The organism is Pseudomonas sp. 18175, assembly GCF_050432925.1.
GTDB lineage: Bacteria > Pseudomonadota > Gammaproteobacteria > Pseudomonadales > Pseudomonadaceae > Aquipseudomonas.
On record NZ_JBKFTO010000012.1, the window covers coordinates 22,575 to 42,566 of the forward strand.

At 61.1% G+C, this 19,992-nt stretch carries 17 protein-coding genes; 7 read left to right on the forward strand and 10 right to left on the reverse strand.

Features of this window, described 5'->3' with window-relative positions; all coding sequences use genetic code 11:
- Positions 1-123: 123 nt before the first annotated feature.
- Positions 124-1,470: a metalloprotease PmbA gene (gene pmbA / locus ACLD1Y_RS17410; RefSeq protein WP_429479120.1), complete on the reverse strand. Its 1,347-nt coding sequence runs from the start codon at positions 1,468-1,470 to the stop codon at positions 124-126.
- Between the two features lie 108 nt (positions 1,471-1,578).
- On the opposite strand from pmbA, the gene yjgA reads away from it, so the two are divergent.
- A complete protein-coding gene (gene yjgA / locus ACLD1Y_RS17415) occupies positions 1,579-2,100 on the forward strand; it encodes a ribosome biogenesis factor YjgA (protein WP_105520889.1) in 522 nt (173 codons plus the stop codon).
- A gap of 47 nt (positions 2,101-2,147) precedes the next feature.
- On the opposite strand, the gene tldD is transcribed toward yjgA, so the two are convergent.
- The 8 genes from tldD to mreB all read right to left on the reverse strand — a co-directional run bounded on the left by tldD (position 2,148) and on the right by mreB (position 13,321).
- Positions 2,148-3,590: a metalloprotease TldD gene (tldD, locus tag ACLD1Y_RS17420; RefSeq protein WP_017529090.1), complete on the reverse strand. Its 1,443-nt coding sequence runs from the start codon at positions 3,588-3,590 to the stop codon at positions 2,148-2,150.
- A 16-nt stretch (positions 3,591-3,606) separates the two neighbouring features.
- Positions 3,607-4,455: a carbon-nitrogen hydrolase family protein gene (locus tag ACLD1Y_RS17425; RefSeq protein WP_429479121.1), complete on the reverse strand. Its 849-nt coding sequence runs from the start codon at positions 4,453-4,455 to the stop codon at positions 3,607-3,609.
- A 48-nt stretch (positions 4,456-4,503) separates the two neighbouring features.
- Positions 4,504-8,319, reverse strand: a complete 3,816-nt coding sequence (locus ACLD1Y_RS17430) for a YhdP family protein (RefSeq protein ID WP_429479122.1) — start codon at positions 8,317-8,319, stop codon at positions 4,504-4,506.
- A gap of 42 nt (positions 8,320-8,361) precedes the next feature.
- Entirely contained in the window at positions 8,362-9,819 is a 1,458-nt protein-coding gene (rng, locus tag ACLD1Y_RS17435; RefSeq protein WP_003171790.1) for a ribonuclease G, read from the reverse strand.
- Positions 9,820-9,889: 70 nt separating this feature from the next.
- A complete protein-coding gene (locus ACLD1Y_RS17440; RefSeq protein WP_429479123.1) occupies positions 9,890-10,486 on the reverse strand; it encodes a Maf family protein in 597 nt (198 codons plus the stop codon).
- A 51-nt stretch (positions 10,487-10,537) separates the two neighbouring features.
- Positions 10,538-11,026 (reverse strand): rod shape-determining protein MreD, encoded by a 489-nt coding sequence (mreD, locus tag ACLD1Y_RS17445; RefSeq protein ID WP_003171788.1) that lies wholly within the window; start codon positions 11,024-11,026, stop codon positions 10,538-10,540.
- Positions 11,026-12,144, reverse strand: coding sequence for a rod shape-determining protein MreC (gene mreC, locus ACLD1Y_RS17450; RefSeq protein ID WP_429479270.1), 1,119 nt, complete (start codon positions 12,142-12,144; stop codon positions 11,026-11,028). The genes mreD and mreC overlap by 1 nt, the downstream gene beginning before the upstream one ends.
- 139 nt (positions 12,145-12,283) lie before the next feature.
- Positions 12,284-13,321 carry a rod shape-determining protein MreB gene (gene mreB / locus ACLD1Y_RS17455; protein WP_002555108.1) on the reverse strand — a complete coding sequence of 346 codons (1,038 nt, stop codon included), beginning with the start codon at positions 13,319-13,321 and terminating at the stop codon, positions 12,284-12,286.
- 210 nt (positions 13,322-13,531) lie between these two features.
- Between mreB and gatC the strand changes: the two genes are divergently transcribed.
- The 6 genes from gatC (at position 13,532) to ACLD1Y_RS17485 (ending at position 18,759) form a co-directional block, all read left to right on the forward strand.
- A complete protein-coding gene (gatC, locus tag ACLD1Y_RS17460) occupies positions 13,532-13,819 on the forward strand; it encodes an Asp-tRNA(Asn)/Glu-tRNA(Gln) amidotransferase subunit GatC (protein ID WP_429479124.1) in 288 nt (95 codons plus the stop codon).
- A 16-nt stretch (positions 13,820-13,835) separates the two neighbouring features.
- Positions 13,836-15,287: an Asp-tRNA(Asn)/Glu-tRNA(Gln) amidotransferase subunit GatA gene (gene gatA / locus ACLD1Y_RS17465; protein ID WP_429479125.1), complete on the forward strand. Its 1,452-nt coding sequence runs from the start codon at positions 13,836-13,838 to the stop codon at positions 15,285-15,287.
- Positions 15,288-15,297: 10 nt separating this feature from the next.
- On the forward strand, positions 15,298-16,743 hold the full coding sequence (gene gatB / locus ACLD1Y_RS17470; RefSeq protein WP_429479126.1) for an Asp-tRNA(Asn)/Glu-tRNA(Gln) amidotransferase subunit GatB: 1,446 nt from the start codon (positions 15,298-15,300) through the stop codon (positions 16,741-16,743).
- 159 nt (positions 16,744-16,902) lie between these two features.
- Positions 16,903-17,274, forward strand: coding sequence for a septal ring lytic transglycosylase RlpA family protein (locus ACLD1Y_RS17475; RefSeq protein WP_429479127.1), 372 nt, complete (start codon positions 16,903-16,905; stop codon positions 17,272-17,274).
- Between the two features lie 58 nt (positions 17,275-17,332).
- Complete coding sequence (locus ACLD1Y_RS17480) at positions 17,333-18,379, forward strand: calcium/sodium antiporter (RefSeq protein WP_429479271.1); 1,047 nt, start codon at positions 17,333-17,335, stop codon at positions 18,377-18,379.
- A complete protein-coding gene (locus ACLD1Y_RS17485; RefSeq protein WP_429479128.1) occupies positions 18,376-18,759 on the forward strand; it encodes a carboxymuconolactone decarboxylase family protein in 384 nt (127 codons plus the stop codon). The genes ACLD1Y_RS17480 and ACLD1Y_RS17485 overlap by 4 nt, the downstream gene beginning before the upstream one ends.
- A 109-nt stretch (positions 18,760-18,868) precedes the next feature.
- Here the strand turns inward: ACLD1Y_RS17485 and ACLD1Y_RS17490 are convergent, their stop codons facing one another.
- Positions 18,869-19,810, reverse strand: a complete 942-nt coding sequence (locus tag ACLD1Y_RS17490; protein ID WP_429479129.1) for an AEC family transporter — start codon at positions 19,808-19,810, stop codon at positions 18,869-18,871.
- Positions 19,811-19,992: the final 182 nt, after the last annotated feature.

A 19,992-nucleotide genomic window follows, 5' to 3' on the forward strand; every position in this document is an offset into this window, starting at 1 on the left:
TTATTATTAAATGATATTGAGAATCAACGCAACGCCAAAAGGTTAATTCCCCTGCGACACAGCCATAAAAAAAGGCGCGCCATCTGTGAGATAGCGCGCCTTTATTGGTGAAGCGGTGGGGGATCAGCTGCCCGCGACAGTCATTCGCTCGATCAGTACCGAACCTGTGCGAATGTTGCTGCGCAGCTCCAGGTCATTACCCACTGCAACGATCTGCTTGAACATATCGCGCATGTTGCCGGCGATGGTCACTTCCTGGACGGCGAATTGGATCTCGCCATTTTCTACCCAGAAACCCGCCGCACCACGGGAGTAGTCACCGGTGACCATATTCAGGCCATGGCCCATCAATTCGGTCACCAACAGCCCGCGCCCCATGCGACGCAGCAATGCAGCCTGGTCTTCATCGCCATGGGTCACGAATAAGTTGTGCACACCACCCGAGTTGGCCGTGCTCGGCAGGCCGAGTTTACGGCCGGAGTAAGTACCCAGGACGTAGGACACCAATTCACCATTTTCGACAAACGGTTTGGCGTAGGTCGCCAGGCCATCCCCGTCGAACGCCGAACTGCCCATGGCGCGCATCAGGTGCGGGCGCTCGTCGAGGGTCAGCCACTCGGGGAACAGTTTCTGGCCAATCGCACCTTCGAGGAACGATGATTTGCGGTACAAATTACCGCCGGAAATCGCCCCCAGGAAACTACCGAACAAACCGCCAGCCAGCTCCGCCGAAAACAGTACCGGCACTTCGCAGGTCGGCACCGGGCGCGCGCCCAAACGGCTCGCGGCACGTTGCGCAGCGCGCTGGCCGATGCTGGCCGGGTCCGCGAGCAACTCGCCCTGGCGGTTTACGTCGTACCAGTAATCGCGCTGCATCTGGCCATTGGCTTCAGCGATCATCACGCAGCTCAAGCTGTGGCGCGTGGACGCATAACCGCCGATAAACCCATGGCTGTTGCCATACACACGACACCCCTGATGTGTGCTCAACGTGGTGCCATCTGCATTCTTGATGCGGGTATCGGCGTCGAACGCAGCCGCTTCACAGAGCAGCGCCTTTTCGATGGCTTGTTCGGGCGTGATGTCCCACGCGTGGAACAGATCAAAATCTTTCAAGTCCTTGGCCATCAGCGCCTTGTCGGCCAAACCCGAGCTTTCGTCTTCGGAGGTGTGCTTGGCAATCGCCAGCGCGGCGGCGACCGTCTCGCGGATCGCCTCCGGGCCGCTGGCCGAGGTGCTGGCCGAACCTTTGCGCTGGCCCACGTACAACGTGATGCCAAAGCCCTGGTCGCGGTTGAATTCGACGGTTTCCACTTCCCGCTGACGCACCGAAGTCGACAGCCCTTGCTCCAGCGACACCGCTACTTCACAGGCGCTGGCCCCCTGGCGCTTGGCCTCGGCAAGGATCTGCTCGACTTGTTCCTGCAGTGCCGGTAACGCTTGCGGACCGACGCTTTGGGCTGCACTCATGGTTTTCTCCACTCAAATTCTGCTTTCGGTTAAGGCCATCGAGCGACCGGGCCGGACAAGCGGCCCCCGACTGGTTATCATGGCGGCGTTTCTTTGCGGACTGCCACCATGGTTGATTCTTACGACGACTCCCTCGATGGGGAGAAAAGCAAAACCCAGGTCAAACGTGAGCTGCATGCTCTGGTTGACCTCGGCGAGCGCCTTACAACGCTCAAAAAAGATTTGATTGCAAAACTGCCGTTGACCGACGAAATGCGCCGGGCCTTGGCAGATGCGCCCAAGCACACGGCGAATATCGCGCGTAAGCGGCACATCTCGTTTATCGGCAAACTGATGCGCGACCAAGACATTGACGCCATTCTGACCTTGCTCGATCAAACCGATGCCTCCACTCGCCAGTACAACGAACGCTTCCATAACCTGGAGCGTTGGCGTGACCGCCTGATCGCGGGCGATGACGCCGTGCTGGAGAAATTCGTGATGGACTACCCGGACGCGGACCGCCAACAACTGCGCTCCCTGATCCGTCAGGCCCAGCACGAGCTGGCCCATAACAAGGCGCCAGCCACCAGCCGTAAAATCTTCAAGTACATCCGTGAGCTGGACGAGACTCAACGCGGCCTGCGCTGATCCTCTTCCCCGGGTGGCGATCTTCGCCACCCGAAGCTCCACATTTCTTACGAACCCGTGCCTCCCACGGTGATCGCATCAATCTTCAGCGTTGGCTGGCCGACACCCACCGGCACCGACTGCCCGTCTTTCCCGCACGTGCCCACGCCGCTGTCCAGCGACAGGTCGTTACCGACCATCGACACCTTGCTCATGGCCTCCGGCCCGTTGCCGATCAACGTCGCCCCTTTGACCGGCGCGGTAATCTTGCCGTCTTCGATCAAGTACGCCTCGCTGGTGGAGAACACGAACTTGCCGCTGGTGATATCCACCTGACCGCCGCCGAGGTTGGCGCAGTAGATCCCGCGTTTTACCGAGGCGATGATTTCCGCCGGGTCACTTTCACCACCGAGCATGTAGGTGTTGGTCATGCGCGGCATCGGCAGGTGTGCGTAGGATTCACGGCGACCGTTGCCGGTACGTGCCACGCCCATCAGGCGCGCATTGAGCTTGTCCTGCATGTAGCCCTTGAGCACGCCGTTTTCGATCAGGGTGGTGCACTCGGTCGGTGTGCCTTCGTCATCCACACTCAGCGAGCCACGGCGACCGGCCAGGGTGCCGTCATCGACAATGGTGCACAGCTTGGACGCAACCATCTCGCCCATGCGCCCGCTATAGGCCGAGCTGCCCTTGCGGTTGAAATCGCCTTCCAGGCCATGGCCCACCGCTTCGTGCAGCAACACCCCGGACCAGCCCGAGCCCAACACCACCGGCAAGGTACCAGCAGGCGCCGGGATAGCCTCCAAGTTGACCAACGCCTGGCGCAGCGCCTCGCGGGCATAGCCCATGGCGCGGTCTTCGGCGAGGAAATAGCGGTAGTCGGTACGCCCGCCACCACCATGGCCACCGCGCTCGCGACGGCCGTTCTGCTCAACGATCACACTGACGTTGAAGCGCACCAGTGGCCGCACATCGGCCGCAAGGCCGCCATCGGTGGACGCCACCAGAATGCGCTCCCACACACCGGCCATGCTCACGGTGACCTGCTGGATACGCGGGTCAAGGGCGCGGGTAGCGGCGTCGACACGCTTGAGCAACTCGACCTTCTCAGCGCGGCTGATCACTTCCAGTGGGTTATCCGGCGCGTACAACTGCGCGACATCCTGGGTGCTGAACGCCTGCACTGTGCCGTTCTGGCCGGCGCGGGAGATCGAACGCGCAGCACGTGCCGCCAGGCCCAAGGCTTCCAGCGTGATTGCATTGCTGTAGGCAAAACCAGTTTTTTCACCGGACTGCGCACGCACGCCCACACCCTGGTCAAGGTTGAAACTGCCTTCCTTGACGATGCCGTCTTCCAGCGCCCAGGACTCGGAAATCTGCCCCTGGAAATACAGGTCGGCCGCGTCGATGCCTGGCCCGGCGAGATCGCCCAGCACGGTTTGCAAACTTTCGATGGTCACGCCACCGGGTGCCAGGAGGTGTTCACTGACTGAGGACAACAACTCGCTCATAGGTTTGGCCTTAAATTCATCGTTCTGAAGCAGGCCGCTGTGCGCCCTGCGAGAAAAAGCGCCGATGGTTGACCACCGGCATGCGCGCCCTTATCGACGCTTGTTCACTGCTATCGCGTTCGGCCAACAACACCGCTTCGCCTTGATCCTGTTGTGCCAGCACACGCCCCCACGGGTCGACAATCGCCGCATGGCCATGGGTTTCCCGTGGTCCCGGATGCACGCCACCCTGGGCGGCCGCCAGCAGGTAGCACTGGGTTTCGATAGCACGGGCGCGAATCAGTACGTCCCAATGGGCTGCACCGGTCACCGCCGTAAAGGCCGAGGGTGCGGTAATCAGCTCAGCGCCCGCTGCGCGCAGCTCGCTGTACAACTCAGGGAAGCGCAGGTCGTAACACACCGTCAGGCCCAATCGCCCCACTGGCGTGTCCGCCACCACCACGTTGCCCCCGAAAGCATAGTCGTCGGATTCGCGATAACGACCGCGCGTGTCAGCTACATCGACGTCGAACAGGTGCAGCTTGTCGTAACGGGCAACGATCTCACCGCGATCATCAACCAGCAACGAACAGGCATTGGACTTGGCGTGCGGTTGGCCCTCTGGCGGCAGCGGCAACGTGCCGGCCACTATCCATAAGGTGAGGTCGCGGGCGGTCTGTTTCAACCATGGCAGGATCGGGCCTTCGCCCAGCGCTTCGGCACGGCCTATATCGGCTACGTCGCGACGACCCATGGCGGCGAAGTTTTCCGGTAATACGGCAAGTCGTGCGCCACCCGCTGCCGCTTCCTCCAGCAGACGCCGGGCCTGGGCCAGGTTGGCCAGCACATCGCTCTGGCTGACCATTTGAATTACCGCAAAGGACATGGGCCTACACTCCGTAAAGGGCATGGGGCCATGCTACTCCACAGGCTATCAGTTTGGTTTTTCAAATGGCTTGTCGAACGTGATTTTCGGGTCCTTCCAGGGGCCTTCCACCTTGTACTGCACGCTGGCGAAACGCGCGATACGGTCCCCGATCAGCTTGTCGATCAGGAACAACGCACCGCCAATCGCCGGCGCCCCGACGATCAGCGCGGCAATCGGCAGGTTGTTGGTGACCGGCAGCGTCACCAGCAATTTGGCGTCCACGCGGTCAGCCACCATATCCAGGGTACCGTTAAGCTCCAGGTTGGTCGAAGGCCCGGTCATGGTGATCGGCTCACGGGTGACAAACACGCCATTACTGGCCGCCAACACCCCTTTGACCCGGTCATAGCTCAGACCCTTGCCGAGCAAGTCCGAGAAGTCCAGACGCAAACGACGCCCGATGGAATTGAAGTTCAGCAAACCGAATACGCGCAAGGCCTGCGCACCGCCCTCCACTTCGACAAACTGACCATTACGGAACGCGGCATCCAGGCTGCCGGAAAAACGCTTCGGCCCGACATAGGCCGGCGAGCCAGGCCAGCGGCCGTCCACATCCAAGTGGAAGTCCTGGCTGGTGACGGTGGGCGCATACCCCCATCCCTTGAGCACATCGCCAATATTTTTGCCGTCCAGGCGGCCCTTGTACCAACTGCTGGTGTCACCCGCCGCACCTTCCCAACCGCCGGCACCCTTGAGCTGCATGCCCTTGAGCCCCAGATCCAGGTCGTTGAAGGCCAGGCCCTTGGCGGTTGGCCGCAGTTTCAGCGACCATGCGCCCACCAGGTCCGGGCCTTGGAACAGCTGATTGATAGCGATATCCAGCGCCGGTATATCCTTGGGGTCGATGTTGGCCAATGGGTCCGGCGCGTTTTCATCGGCCTGTACGGTCGGGTCCACTGCCGGCAACTTCACGTATTGCAGGCTGACCACAATCGGCGCGCCCTTGGCGTCCGGCAGGTTGACCGAGCCTTTGGCTTGCTGGCTGTCGAGTTGCAGCCCCCAGGCCGCAGGCTTGCGGTCCAGTTGCAGGTTGACCTGATCGAACTGGGTGCCAAAACCGGTCAGCTTGCCCACCTTGAAGTCGGCGCCGCTGAGCAACTGCTTGGCGCTGCCACCCGGGTCATTACCGGCGTAACGGTCCACCAGTTTCTTCCAGGGGTCGATATCCAGCTCCGACAACACCCCGCGAATGCGCAAGCCCTTACCGGTCGGCAGCAACGCGTCGCCATCACCGAGGAACAGCTCGCCACGCCCGTCATTGAACTTGTCCGGCGGCGCGGCAAAGGTGAAGTTGGCCAGCTCGCCATAATCGAACCAGTAACGACGCTCGGCGCCCTGCAGGGTCATGCGGAACACACTGTCACGCCCCTGGCTGGCCGGCATGCCGAACGGCGCGGGCAAGTCTACCGCCACGCCCTTGAGGTTGGAGCTGACCATCAATTGGCTGTCGGCGCCGTCCAGGTTCAGCTGCAACTGGTACGGAATATCACCGGACACCGGCAACGGCTGAGTAATTTTCAACCAATCCGTGAGCCGCTTGACCGTCACCTGACCCTTGGCTGTCACCCGGGTGCTGATCTTGCCCGGCTTGCCATCGGCAGCAATCTGCGCAGTGATCGGCCGATCAAACGCCTGGGCCGTGATGTTCTGGCCGCTGAGCCCCTTGGCGCTGTCAAAGCGGAAGTCGCCTTTCAGCTGGGTCAGGTCCAGTGTCGGCTCGGCCAGTTGCAGGCGCGATTTGTCGGTCTTGAAGTCCACGACGATTTTCGGCTCGGTCCCCTTGGCCAACGGAATATCCAGGTCCAGGCTGCCTTGCAGGTCGCCCTCGCCTTTCCAGCCAGCAAAGGTCGATGCCGTACCAATCGGCGCTTCCTGCAGGATTTTCAAGCCATCACCCAAGCCGCCGACAAAACCACCGGTCAGCAGCAAGTGACTGTCCTTGCCCGCCGGCGCATGGGGAATGTTGACGTAGATGTCCTTGACCTTGGTATCGAGCAACTGGCCCTTGCTGGCCAGGATGCGCACACCGCTCTCCTCGACGAACACCTCGCCCTTGACCTTGCTGACATGGGGCCAGCCCGGCTGGAACGCCAACTCAGCGTCATGCACCTTGAAGAACAGGCTGATATTGCGCGAAGCCGGCAGCGCATCGTGGTTCAGCGAGCCTTGGTACTGGAAAAACCCCTGATCCACCGCGCCTTTAAGAATCGCGGTGCGAAGCCATTCGTCCAATGCCGGGCTCAGCACCGCCGGCAGGTATTTGGGTGTGAAACGCCCATCGCCATCAACCATGCCGACCCGCAGGTCCATATAGTCTTCCTGGGCATGATCAAAATGCAGGCGGATCAAGAAGTCGGCAGCCACCTTGCCTTCTTCACCCAGCACCTTGATATACGGGGCGATCAGGGTGAAGCCTTCTTTGTCGAGCTTCCACGTCAGGCGCGCATTGGCCTGGATGTACTGCCACGGCTTGGCGAAGATCGGGTCCAGATGCAGGGAGAAATCCTTGCTGTCCATGCGCAACTCGCCCTGGCCCAGGTCACCGCTAATGCTGCCAGAGACATTACGCGCCGCCGGTGCGCCAAAGTAGGCGTCAAAGCCGATACGCTCCAGGTTGGCGGCGAAACTGACCTTCTGGTCGGTGGTGTCTTGTGGGCGAAAATCCACCAACACATTGCGCAGCACACCGGTGGCCTTGAGGTGTTCGACGGTCTTGGCAAAACCTTCCGGCAAAGGCGCCAGCGCATTGAGCAGCGGCGTGATCGGCGTCAGGTCCAGGCGGTCGGCCTGTAGTTTCCAGATTTCCAGGTCCTTGTCGGTGGCCAGGGTTTGCTGCAATTGCAGGTGCGATTCCCAGCGGGTCTCCCCGAGGTTCATGGCCAATGAATCAAACAAGACCTTGAGGCCCGTCTCACTGCGTTGCAGGTAGGCGGTAAGTGCAAGGTTTTCAATATGGACCGGCTTGCGCTCGGCGTAACTGCCCTTTACTTGCGGCGCGTTAAGGCGCACCACTGCGCTTTGCACGGTACCCTTGGCCCAGGTCAGCCAGAATTCGCCGCCGGCCTTGAATTGAGTCAGTTTCCACTGCTGGGTCAGCTTAGCCGGAACCCACTTGGCCCAATCGCTCTGTGGCAGGCTCAGGTAGGCCTGGACTTCACCGTCTTTCCATTGATTGGCCCGAATGCGGGTGCGCAAGCTCACGGCCAGGGGTTGGCCATCGGGCAGGGTCAGGCGTGCGTCCAGGCGCTGGCGGGTTAAGCCCGTGTGCAGGCTCAGGCCCACATAGGTCAGGGTCTTCGGCGCCTGGTCGAAAGGCTGCAAGGTAATCTGACTGTCGAGCAGCGACACGCGCTTGACCATCTGCATACGCTTGAGCACCTGCTCCGGGTCCAACGGCTGGTCGTCCTGCGCCGGCAAGCCTTGCAGTGCCCAGTGGCCGTCCTTGTCTTCCTTGACACTCAGTTGCAGGCCGCTGACTTCCAGATGGGCGATACGCACTTCGCGCGCCATCAGGCTGGCCCACATATCTGGCACCACTTGAACCTGGTCCAGGCGCAGTGCGCTGCTGCCCTCGCCGACCATCACGTCATGGGCCATCAACACCGGGGCAAAGCCAGTCCAGCGGCCTTCAAGGCTGCCGATCTGCAGGGGCATGTCCACCGCAGCCTGAGCTTTGGCTTCGATTTCGGCGCGGTATTCGGCCACCAGCGGGGTCAATTCGCGACCGAGGCTCACGTACACCGCCGCCAACACCAACGCCAGGGCGCACAAGCCCAGGCCCCACCGGGTCAAAGCGGCAAAAAAGCGTATCAGACGCTCCATGTCAGGCGACCCTCAAGGCAGTAAAAAGTAAGCGAATGGGGATCAGAGCAGCACCACGTCGTATTGTTCCTGGGAATACATGGTTTCGACCTGGAAGCGAATCGTGCGCCCGATAAAACCCTCCAGTTCGGCAACGTTGCCGGACTCTTCGTCCAGCAGGCGGTCGACCACTTTCTGGTTGGCGAGCACTCTATAACCTTCGGCCTGGTAGGCTCGCGCCTCTCGTAAGATTTCCCGAAAAATCTCGTAGCAAACCGTTTCCGGGGTCTTCAACTTGCCGCGCCCCTGGCAACTGCTGCACGGCTCGCACAGCACTTGTTCAAGACTTTCGCGGGTACGCTTGCGGGTCATCTGCACCAGGCCCAATTCGGTGATGCCGATGATATTGGTCTTGGCGTGATCACGCTCCAGCTGCTTCTCCAGGGTACGCAGCACCTGGCGCTGGTGTTCTTCATCTTCCATGTCGATGAAGTCGATGATGATGATGCCGCCCAGGTTGCGCAGGCGCAGTTGGCGGGCGATCGCGGTGGCCGCTTCGAGGTTGGTCTTGAAGATGGTCTCTTCAAGGTTGCGATGGCCCACGAACGCGCCGGTGTTGACGTCGATGGTGGTCATGGCTTCCGCCGGGTCCACCACCAGGTAGCCGCCGGACTTGAGCGGCACCTTGCGCTCCAAGGCTTTCTGGATTTCGTCTTCAACGCCGTACAGGTCGAAGATCGGCCGCTCGCCGGGGTAGTGCTCCAGGCGGTCGGCAATTTCCGGCATCAGTTCGGCCACAAATTGCGTGGTGCGCTGGAAGGTTTCCCGCGAGTCGATGCGAATTTTCTCAATCTTCGGGCTGACCAGGTCGCGCAGGGTGCGCAGGGCCAGGCCGAGGTCTTCGTAGATCACGCTGGGCGCGCCGATGGTTTTGATCTGGGCGCCGATCTGGTCCCACAGGCGCCGCAGGTAGCGGATGTCCATGAGGATCTCGTCCGCACCGGCACCTTCGGCGGCGGTACGCAGGATAAACCCTCCGGCTTCTTTGATGCCTTCGGCGGCCACGCAGTCGCTGACGACTTTTTTCAGGCGCTCACGCTCGCCCTCATCCTCGATCTTCAAGGAAATACCAACGTGAGCAGTGCGCGGCATGTACACCAGATAACGCGACGGAATCGACAGCTGTGTGGTCAGGCGCGCGCCTTTGGAGCCGATGGGGTCCTTGGTGACTTGCACCACCAGGCTCTGCCCTTCGTGCACCAGGGCGCTGATGCTTTCTACCGCCGGCCCTTCACGCAGGGAAATTTCCGAAGCATGGATAAACGCCGCACGGTCCAGGCCGATGTCGACAAATGCCGCCTGCATCCCCGGCAGCACGCGCACCACTTTGCCTTTGTAGATGTTGCCAACAATCCCACGCTTCTGGGTGCGCTCGACATGGACTTCTTGCAGAACACCGTTCTCTACCACCGCCACGCGTGATTCCATCGGCGTGATGTTGATCAGAATCTCTTCACTCATGGCTGGGTCTCGTTCAGGCGTTTTCACAATAGTGACCGATCGCTTAAGGCTGGGCGCGCAGGTAATGCGGTCAGCGCGCGGTAAGGTTTTGCCAACAGGGTATGCCGAATTGGCCGAGCAGTTGCGCGGTTTCGCACACCGGCAGGCCTACCACGGCGGAATAACTGCCATTGAGCCCGGCGACAAACACCGAGCCCAACCCTTGGATAGCATAGCCGCCCGCCTTGTCCTGCGGTTCGCCACTGTGCCAGTAGGTTGTAGCTTCCTCGATAGAAATGCCGCGAAACCGTACACGACTGCTTACACAAACAGTTTCACAACGCTGGCCATCGGTGAGGGCAATGGCGGTCAACACTTCATGCTCGCGCCCCGCCAATGCCATCAACATCGCCAGCGCGTCGGCCTGGTCGACCGGTTTGCCGAGAATATTTCCATCCACAATCACAGCAGTGTCAGCACCCAGCACACACGCTTCGGCGGTGTTTTCGAGCACAGCAAAACCCGCCGTTGCCTTGCCGCGCGCTAGGCGCTCGACGTAGGACACAGCGGGTTCTTTTGTAAGAGGGGTTTCATCAATAGCGGCGCTGACCACGGTGAAGGGCACACCGATCTGGGTCAGCAGTTCACGCCGCCTCGGAGAGCCCGAGGCCAGGTAAAGCGAATTCATTGCAGACTCTCCCTGTGGGGTTCGATAACCAGGCAGAGCCTCGCAATCCATTCAATTGATTTTATAGCGACGACGTAACCCACGCAGGCCGAAACTGATCCAAGGCCACAGCAGCGCGCTGACCAAGGCCGGTAGTACCAACGCCAAGGTTGGCTGACGGTTGCCGGTCAAGGCGCTGAGCCATAGCTGTACAAGCTGCGCCAGGCCGAATATCACCAGGATCACCAGGCACTGCTGCCACATCGGGAACATGCGCAGACGCTGCTGCAACGACAGCACCAGGAAGGTGATCAGGGTCAGGATCAACGCGTTCTGGCCCAGCAAGGTGCCGTAGAGCACATCCTCCGCCAAGCCCAGGAACATCGCTGTGACCATGCCCACTTTATGCGGCAGGTTCAGCGACCAGAAGGCCAGCAGCAACGCCAGCCAGAGCGGACGCAGGATTTCCATGAACTGCGGCAGCGGCGAAACGCTGAGCAGCAAGCCGATGGCGAAGGTCAGCCAGACGATCCAACCATTGCGCGAATGAGTACCGGCCATTATTCCTCCCTCTGCCGTGTGGTGGCCGGGGCTGCAGCCGGTGGCTTCGCAGCAGGCGTCGTGGTGGCAGGCGTGGCGGCTGGCGGTTTGGCGGCAGCCGGTTTGGCCGGATGCGCAGTGTGGGCCGCAGGCTTGACCGGTGTAGCCACCGGCGCTGTCGCAGGCGTTGGCGCCGGAGCAGCCGGCGTCGTTGCGGCGGGCTTGGGGACGGTCGCAGGAATAACCGGCGTGGTGCCGTTTTTCTTGTCTTCCGCTTCCTGGGCCTGGGCCGCTTCGTTGGCGCGTTCTTCCGGGGTGCGGTTATCGCTGAATACCAGCAGCAGGTAGCGGCTGCGGTTCAAGGCGGCAGTCGGCACGGCACGCACAATGGCGAACGGCTGGCCGGAGTCGTGGATTACTTCCTTGACCGTCGCCACCGGATAACCGGCCGGGAAACGCTGGCCGAGGCCGGAGCTGACCAGCAGGTCGCCTTCCTTGATATCAGCCGTGTCAGCCACGTGACGCAATTCCAGGCGCTCGGGGTTACCGGTGCCGCTGGCAATCGCCCGTAAGCCGTTACGGTTCACCTGCACCGGGATGCTGTGGGTGGTGTCCGTCAGCAGCAATACCCGCGAGGTGTAGGGCATAAGCTCCACCACCTGGCCCATCAGGCCACGGGCATCGAGCACTGGCTGGCCAAGGACCACGCCGTCGCGCTCACCTTTATTGATGATGATGCGATGGGTAAACGGGTTCGGGTCCATGCCGATCAACTCGGCCACTTCGACCTTTTCGTTGACCAACGCAGAAGAGTTGAGCAACTCGCGCAGCCGAACGTTCTGCTCGGTGAGGGCCGCCAGCTTTTGCATGCGCCCCTGCAACAGCAGGTTTTCGGTCTTGAGTTTTTCGTTCTCGGCGACCAGTTCGGTGCGGCTGCCAAATTGGCTGGCCACGCCCTGGTAGAGACGTTGCGGCAGGTCGGTGATCCAGTAAGTCTGCATCAACACCAGCGACATCTGGCTACGCACCGGTTTAAGCAGCGCAAAGCGGGCATCGACCACCATCAGCGCGACCGAAAGCACGACCAGCACCAACAGGCGCACGCCCAATGAGGGGCCTTTGGCAAAAAGCGGTTTAATAAGCCGCTCCTCCCAGGCAAATGTTTTCTTTATTCATACGGCTTCTAACCGGCCTGGATGCAGATTGAAGAAGATAAACGCCAACAGGCAGCACTGCAAAGTGCTGCCTGTTGGCCAAGCATGAACCGTTCAACCAGGCTTATTCGCTGGAGAGCAGGTCCATGGTGTGTTTATCCATCATTTCCAGTGCACGACCACCGCCACGGGCAACGCAGGTCAGCGGGTCTTCGGCGACGATCACCGGCAGGCCGGTTTCCTGGGCCAGCAGCTTGTCGAGGTCGCGCAGCAAGGCGCCACCACCGGTCAGCACCAGGCCACGCTCGGCGATGTCGGAAGCCAATTCCGGCGGCGATTGCTCCAAGGCACTCTTCACAGCCTGAACGATAGTGGCCAGGGACTCTTGCAGAGCCTCCAGCACTTCATTGGAGTTCAGGGTAAAGGCACGTGGAACGCCTTCGGCCAGGTTGCGACCGCGCACATCAACTTCGCGCACTTCGCCGCCAGGGTAGGCAGTACCGATTTCCTGCTTGATGCGCTCTGCGGTGGACTCACCAATCAGGCTGCCGTAGTTACGGCGCACATAAGTGATGATCGCTTCATCGAAACGGTCGCCGCCTACACGTACGGATTCGGCATACACCACACCGTTCAGGGAGATCAGGGCGATTTCAGTGGTACCACCACCGATATCTACCACCATCGAACCGCGGGCTTCTTCAACCGGCAGGCCGGCACCGATCGCAGCAGCCATTGGCTCTTCGATCAGGAACACTTCACGGGCACCGGCGCCAAGGGCCGATTCACGGATGGCACGACGCTCAACCTGGGTGGACTTGCACGGAACGCAGATCAGCACACGAGGGCTGGGCTGCAGGAAACTGTTTTCGTGAACCTTGTTGATGAAGTACTGCAGCATCTTCTCGCAGACACTGAAGTCGGCGATCACGCCGTCTTTCATCGGACGAATGGCAGCAATATTGCCTGGTGTACGGCCGAGCATGCGCTTGGCCTCGGTGCCAACGGCAACGACACTTTTCTGATTACCGTGGGTCCGAATGGCCACAACCGATGGCTCATTCAGGACGATACCGCGCTCGCGCACGTAAATAAGGGTGTTGGCAGTGCCCAGGTCAATGGAGAGATCGCTGGAAAACATGCCACGCAGTTTCTTGAACATGGGGAAAGGACCCTAGGCAACGCGTGGGTAAAAAAGTGCGGCAAACTCTAACAACGACAGGGATTTTGGGCAAGGCGCCAATGTGCTAAATTGGCCGACTTTCTGTGCACCAACCCCCACAATCGCGGCCATATGACCGTAGAAATGCGGTAGTGTTCCGACAATCTAACACACGGACGCCCTCCGTTCTGTTTTCCACTGGAGAATCCCATGGCGCTTGAACGCTCCGACGTGGAAAAAATCGCTCACCTGGCCCACCTGGGCCTGGCTGAAGCCGATCTTCCACCGATTACCGCAGCCCTGAACAGCATTCTCGGGCTGGTTGACCAAATGCAGGCCGTGAACACCGACGGCATCGAGCCCCTGGCTCACCCGCTGGAAGCCAGTCAGCGCCTGCGTGCCGACGTCGTGACCGAGCGCAATAACCGCGAGGCCTACCAGTCCATCGCGCCAGCGGTCGAAAACGGCCTGTACCTGGTTCCGAAAGTCATCGACTAAAGGGAAAGAGCCTTTCATGCATCACATGACTCTGGCCGAGATCGCCCGCGGTCTCGCCGACAAAAAGTTTTCTTCAGAAGAGCTGACCAAGACCCTGCTTGCGCGCATCGCCGAGCACGATCCTAAGGTCAACAGCTTCATCAGCCTCACCGAAGAACTGGCCCTTAGCCAGGCCAAGGCCGCCGACGTACGTCGCGCCAACGGTGAAAATGGCGCGCTGTTGGGTGCGCCTATCGCCCACAAAGACCTGTTCTGCACCCAGGGCATTCGCACCAGTTGCGGCTCGAAGATGCTCGACAACTTCAAGGCGCCCTACGACGCCACCGTGGTGTCCAAGCTGGCTGCCGCCGGGGCCGTGACCCTGGGCAAGACCAACATGGACGAATTCGCCATGGGTTCGGCCAACGAGTCGAGCTACTACGGCGCGGTGAAAAACCCGTGGAACCTGGAGCACGTACCGGGCGGTTCGTCCGGCGGTTCGGCAGCCGCCGTTGCCGCACGCTTCCTGCCCGCGGCCACCGCTACCGACACCGGCGGTTCGATCCGCCAGCCAGCGGCGTTCACCAACCTCACCGGTTTGAAGCCGACCTACGGTCGCGTTTCCCGTTGGGGCATGATCGCCTACGCGTCCAGTCTCGATCAGGGCGGCCCATTGGCCCGCACCGCCGAGGACTGCGCGATCTTGTTACAAGGTATGGCAGGGTTCGATCAACAGGACTCCACCAGCATCGACGAGCCGGTGCCGGACTACAGCGCCAGCCTGAACACCTCGATCAAGGGCCTGCGCATTGGCGTGCCGAAGGAATACTTCAGCGCCGGTCTCGACCCACGCATCGCGGAGCTGGTGCACAACAGCGTCAAGGAGCTGGAAAAGCTCGGCGCCGTGATCAAGGAAATCAGCCTGCCGAACAACCAGCACGCGATTCCTGCGTACTACGTGATCGCGCCGGCAGAGGCCTCCTCCAACCTGTCGCGTTTCGACGGTGTGCGTTTCGGCTACCGCTGCGAAAACCCCAAAGACCTCACCGACCTGTACAAACGCTCCCGTGGCGAAGGCTTCGGCGTGGAAGTACAGCGCCGCATCATGGTCGGCGCCTACGCCCTGTCGGCCGGCTACTACGACGCGTACTACCTCAAGGCACAAAAAATCCGTCGCTTGGTGAAGAACGACTTCATGGCTGCCTTTGAAGAAGTCGACGTGATCCTCGGCCCAACCACACCAAACCCGGCCTGGAAGCTCGGCGCCAAGAACGGCGACCCAGTGGCTGCATACCTCGAAGACCTGTACACCATCACCGCCAACCTCGCGGGCCTGCCGGGCTTGTCCATGCCTGCCGGTTTCGTCGATGGCCTGCCGGTCGGCGTGCAATTGCTCGCCCCGTATTTCCAGGAAGGCCGCCTGCTCAATGTGGCGCACCAGTACCAGTTGCACACCGACTGGCACACCCGCACCCCTACCGGCTTCTGAGGAGAACACTATGCAATGGGAAGTTGTGATCGGGCTGGAGATTCATACCCAGCTCGCCACCCAATCGAAGATTTTCTCCGGTAGCGCCACCACGTTCGGCTCCGAGCCCAACACCCAGGCCAGCCTGGTAGACCTGGGCATGCCCGGCGTGCTGCCGGTGCTGAACCAGGAAGCGGTGCGCATGGCGGTGATGTTCGGCCTGGCGATTGACGCCGAGATCGGCCAGCACAACGTGTTTGCGCGCAAGAACTACTTCTACCCGGACCTGCCCAAGGGCTACCAGATCAGCCAGATGGAACTGCCAATCGTCGGCAAGGGCCACCTGGACATCCCCCTGGAAGACGGCACCATCAAGCGTGTCGGCGTCACCCGCGCGCACCTGGAAGAAGACGCCGGCAAGAGCCTGCACGAAGAATTCCCCGGCGCCACCGGTATCGACCTGAACCGTGCCGGCACGCCGCTGCTGGAGATCGTTTCCGAGCCGGACATGCGCAGCGCCAAGGAAGCCGTGGCCTACGTCAAGACCATCCACGCGCTGGTGCGTTACCTGGGCATCTGCGACGGCAACATGGCCGAAGGCTCGCTGCGTTGCGACTGCAACGTGTCGATCCGTCCCAAGGGCCAGGCCGAGTACGGCACCCGCTGCGAGATCAAGAACGTCAACTCGTTCCGCTTCATCGAGAAGGCGATCAACAGCGAAGTACGTCGCCAGATCGAGCTGATCGAAGACGGCGGCAAGGTCATCCAGCAAACCCGCCTGTACGACCCGAACAAAGACGAAACCCGCGCCATGCGCAGCAAAGAGGAAGCCAACGACTACCGTTACTTCCCCGACCCGGACCTGCTGCCGGTGGTGATCGAGGACTCGTTCCTCAATGACGTGCGCGCCACCCTGCCGGAGCTGCCGCAGCAAAAACGCGAGCGCTTCCAGGAGCAGTTCGGCCTGTCGGTCTACGATGCCAGCGTGCTGGCCTCCAGCCGTGAGCAAGCCAACTACTTCGAACAGGTCGTGAGCATCGCCGGTGACGCTAAGCTGGCGGCCAACTGGGTGATGGTTGAGCTGGGCAGCCTGTTGAACAAGCAGGGCCTGGAAATCGACGAAGCGCCGGTGACTGCCGAGCAGTTGGGCGGCATGCTGCTGCGCATCAAGGACAACACCATCTCCGGCAAAATCGCCAAGACCGTGTTCGAAGCCATGGCCAGCGGTGAAGGCAGTGCCGATGAAATCATCGAGAAGCGCGGCCTCAAGCAAGTTACCGACAGCGGCGCCATCTCGGCCGTTCTCGATGAAATGCTCGCGGCCAACGCCGAACAGGTCGAGCAATACCGTGCGGCAGACGAAGCCAAGCGCGGCAAGATGTTCGGCTTCTTTGTGGGCCAGGCGATGAAAGCCTCCAAAGGCAAGGCCAACCCGCAACAGGTGAACGAATTACTTAAAAGCAAGCTCGAAGGCTGATAGTGATGAATGGTCCGGGTGGATTTTCACATCCAACCCGGACCCCTTGTGGGAGCGGGCTTGCTCGCGAATGCGGTGGATCAGTAAATCAATGCTGAGCTGACACACCGCATTCGCGAGCAAGCCCGCTCCCACATTTGAAAGGGGGATAACCTGGAAATGAAGCGTCTATTAGGCCTCCTGGCCCTGTTCTCCCTACTAGCCGGCTGCGCCAGCGGCCTCGTCAACCCCAACGGCTACGACGAAACCGGCACCGCCTCCTATTACGGCGCCAAACACCACGGCAAAAAAACTGCCAGCGGTGAACCCTTCAACCAGAACGCCCTGACCGCCGCCCACCGGCAATTGCCGTTCGGCACCCAGGTCAAGGTGACCAATCTCGACAACGACAAATCCGTGGTGGTGCGCATCAATGATCGCGGCCCGCATACCCGTGGGCGCCTGATTGATCTTTCACGCAAGGCCGCCGAGCAGTTGGGCATGATCAGCAGCGGCACCGCGCGGGTACGCGTGCAAGCCTTGAGCAACTGACCAGGGAGCCCCGGCCATTTTCGGATTAACCGCCCTCTCGCCCTGGAGCCTGCTGGAACTGGTCAGCGGCCTGATGCTGCTGATCGTCGGCGCCGAAATCCTGGTGCGCGCCGCCGTGCGTCTGGCCGCCAGCCTCAAGGTGCGGCCGTTGATCATCGGCCTGAGCATCGTCGCCTTCGGCAGCAGTGCGCCGCAGATGACCGTCAGCCTGCAGGCCACCCTCGCCGGCAATACCGATATCGCCGTGGGCAGCGTGATCGGCAGCAGCATCTTCAACATTCTGGTGACCCTGGGCCTGTCGGCGCTGATCATTCCCCTGCGGGTCTCGCGCCAGCTGGTGCGCCTGGACATTCCAGTGATGATCCTGGCCGGACTGCTGGTGTTTACCCTCGCCGCCAATGAAGAACTCACCCCCACTGACGGCCTGCTATTGCTGGTCGCCCTGCTCGCCTACCTTGGCGTGCTGCATTACCAGACGCGCCATTCCCGCCGTCCGCGCACGCTGGACACCGTGACCAGGGCGCCATGGCTGAGCAGTGTGCTGCTGATGTTGGGCGGATTGTTGATACTGGTACTGGCCGGGCACTTGCTGCTGGGCGCAGCGGTGGATGTGGCCAGCGACCTGGGCCTGTCGGAACGGGTCATCGGCCTGACCCTGATCGGCGTCGGCACCTCGCTGCCGTGCCTGGCCACTTCGCTGATTGCGGCCCTGCGCGGTGAGCGGGAAATCGCCGTGGGCAACGTGATCGGCAGCAACCTGTTCAACCTGCTGGGGGTGCTGGGCTTTACCGCTTTGGTGGCGCCGTCGCCGCTGTCGGTGTCGCCCAATGCCCTGGACTTTGACCTGCCGGTGATGCTCGCCGCCGTGGTGCTGTGCCTGCCGGTGTTCTACACCGGCTACCGCGTGACCCGCGCCGAAGGTCTGGTGCTGCTGGGGCTTTACCTGGCCTATGGGCTGCACGTGATGGCCTTCACCACCGGCATGCCCCTGGCCACCCAGCTTGAACACCTGATGCTGTATTACGTCCTGCCAGTGCTGGTGGCTGTCCTGCTGTTCAGCACGCTGCGAGCCTGGCGCCGCCAACATAAGAGGGAATCGCAATGACCGATCAGAAAAAGCCCGGGGTTGAAATGCGTCGCCAAGTGATGGGGGATGTCTTCGTCGACCGTGCCTTGGGCAATGCCACTGAGTTCACCCAACCCCTGCAGGATTTCGTCAACGAACATGCCTGGGGCAGCGTGTGGAACCGCGAAGGCTTGCCGCTCAAGACCCGCAGCCTGATCACCCTGGCCGCCCTCACCGCCCTCAAGTGCCCACAGGAACTCAAGGGCCACGTGCGCGGCGCGCTGAACAATGGCTGCACGGTGGAAGAGATTCGTGAGGCGTTGCTGCATTGCGCGGTGTATGCGGGTGTGCCGGCGGCGATTGATGCGTTTCGGGCGGCGCAGGAAGTGATTGAGGTGTATCAGGCTGATCAGCAGTGACTGTTAGATAGCCTTCGCGAGCAAGCCCGCTCCCACATTTGAAGGTATTCACAAATCAAACTGTGGGAGCGGGCTTGCTCGCGAATGGCCCTAACAAACACCTGAAAATTCAGATCCACCCCCCCGCCTGCAACACAAAAATCCCAATATTGGTGGTCACCGCCGCCATCAACGTGGTGATCACAATAATCGCCGCCGCCAACTCATGATTGCCCTCGGCCGCCCTGGCCATCACAAAACTGGCCGCCGCCGTTGGCGCACCGAAGTACAGGAACAGAATCCCCAATTCCGGCCCGCGAAACCCCAGCAGCCAGGCGCCTAGCGTGGCCACCAGCGGCAACCCGATCATCTTCACCAGGCTCGCACTCAGGGCCATGCTCCCGCTTTTGCGCAGCGCCGCCAGTGACAAGGTGCCACCGATGCAGATCAGTGCTAGGGGCAAGGTCATGTCCGCCAGGTAGCGGCCAGAAGATTCCAGCCAACCGGGCAAGCCAATCTGGAACACCGCAAACGGCGTGGCGACGATCACGCTGATGATCAACGGGTTGGCCACCACACTTTTGCAGATGCTCCACGGGTCGGACTTGATCACCGGGCTGTACACCGCCAGCACAATGGTCGACAGGGTGTTGTAGAACAGGATCACCAGCGCCGCGAGGACCGCACCGAGGGAGATGCCGTAGTCGCCGTACATACTGGCGGCCAGCGCCAGGCCGATCACCCCGTTATTGCCGCGAAATGCGCCCTGGGTGTAGATGCCCCGGTCTTCACGCTTGCAACGGAAAATCGCCCAACCCCAGGCCAAGGCAAAGCTCAACAACGTGGCGACGGCGAAATAGATCAGCAACTTCGGCTTGAGGGCCGAGTGCAGGTCGGCATGCAGGATGCCCAGGAACAACAGCGCCGGCATGGTGACGTTGAACACCAGCGAGGAAGCGGTGTGGATAAAGTTGTCGTTGATCCAGTTGATGCGTTTGAGCAGCACACCCAAAAACAGCATGGCAAACACCGGCGCGGTGATGGTGAGGGTGGTGAGGAAGATAGCCAGCATGCCGGGGAGAACCTTGGTGAGCGTCGTTAGGGGGCTAATGATAAGCCATGCAGCCCTCTGGCGTCTGGCCTTGATCCTGTGGTGAGCGGGCTTGCCCCGCGCTGGGTGGCGAAGCCGCCCCAAACTAGAACGCCGCGGTGTTTCAGTAAAACCGAGGTGACTGGATTTGGGGCGGCTTCGCC

Excerpts from the sequence above, each read along its gene's own strand:
- ACLD1Y_RS17425 (WP_429479121.1), bottom strand. The coding sequence starts at position 4,455 with ATGTCCTTTGCGGTAATTCAAATGGTCAGCCAGAGCGATGTGCTGGCC.
- mreD (WP_003171788.1), bottom strand. The coding sequence starts at position 11,026 with ATGGCCGGTACTCATTCGCGCAATGGTTGGATCGTCTGGCTGACCTTC.
- gatC (WP_429479124.1), top strand. The coding sequence starts at position 13,532 with ATGGCGCTTGAACGCTCCGACGTGGAAAAAATCGCTCACCTGGCCCAC.
- ACLD1Y_RS17490 (WP_429479129.1), bottom strand. The coding sequence starts at position 19,810 with ATGCTGGCTATCTTCCTCACCACCCTCACCATCACCGCGCCGGTGTTT.
- tldD (WP_017529090.1), bottom strand. The coding sequence starts at position 3,590 with ATGAGCGAGTTGTTGTCCTCAGTCAGTGAACACCTCCTGGCACCCGGT.
- ACLD1Y_RS17475 (WP_429479127.1), top strand. The coding sequence starts at position 16,903 with ATGAAGCGTCTATTAGGCCTCCTGGCCCTGTTCTCCCTACTAGCCGGC.
- rng (WP_003171790.1), bottom strand. The coding sequence starts at position 9,819 with ATGAGTGAAGAGATTCTGATCAACATCACGCCGATGGAATCACGCGTG.
- ACLD1Y_RS17485 (WP_429479128.1), top strand. The coding sequence starts at position 18,376 with ATGACCGATCAGAAAAAGCCCGGGGTTGAAATGCGTCGCCAAGTGATG.
- pmbA (WP_429479120.1), bottom strand. The coding sequence starts at position 1,470 with ATGAGTGCAGCCCAAAGCGTCGGTCCGCAAGCGTTACCGGCACTGCAG.
- ACLD1Y_RS17430 (WP_429479122.1), bottom strand. The coding sequence starts at position 8,319 with ATGGAGCGTCTGATACGCTTTTTTGCCGCTTTGACCCGGTGGGGCCTG.
- gatB (WP_429479126.1), top strand. The coding sequence starts at position 15,298 with ATGCAATGGGAAGTTGTGATCGGGCTGGAGATTCATACCCAGCTCGCC.
- yjgA (WP_105520889.1), top strand. The coding sequence starts at position 1,579 with ATGGTTGATTCTTACGACGACTCCCTCGATGGGGAGAAAAGCAAAACC.
- mreB (WP_002555108.1), bottom strand. The coding sequence starts at position 13,321 with ATGTTCAAGAAACTGCGTGGCATGTTTTCCAGCGATCTCTCCATTGAC.
- ACLD1Y_RS17440 (WP_429479123.1), bottom strand. The coding sequence starts at position 10,486 with ATGAATTCGCTTTACCTGGCCTCGGGCTCTCCGAGGCGGCGTGAACTG.
- gatA (WP_429479125.1), top strand. The coding sequence starts at position 13,836 with ATGCATCACATGACTCTGGCCGAGATCGCCCGCGGTCTCGCCGACAAA.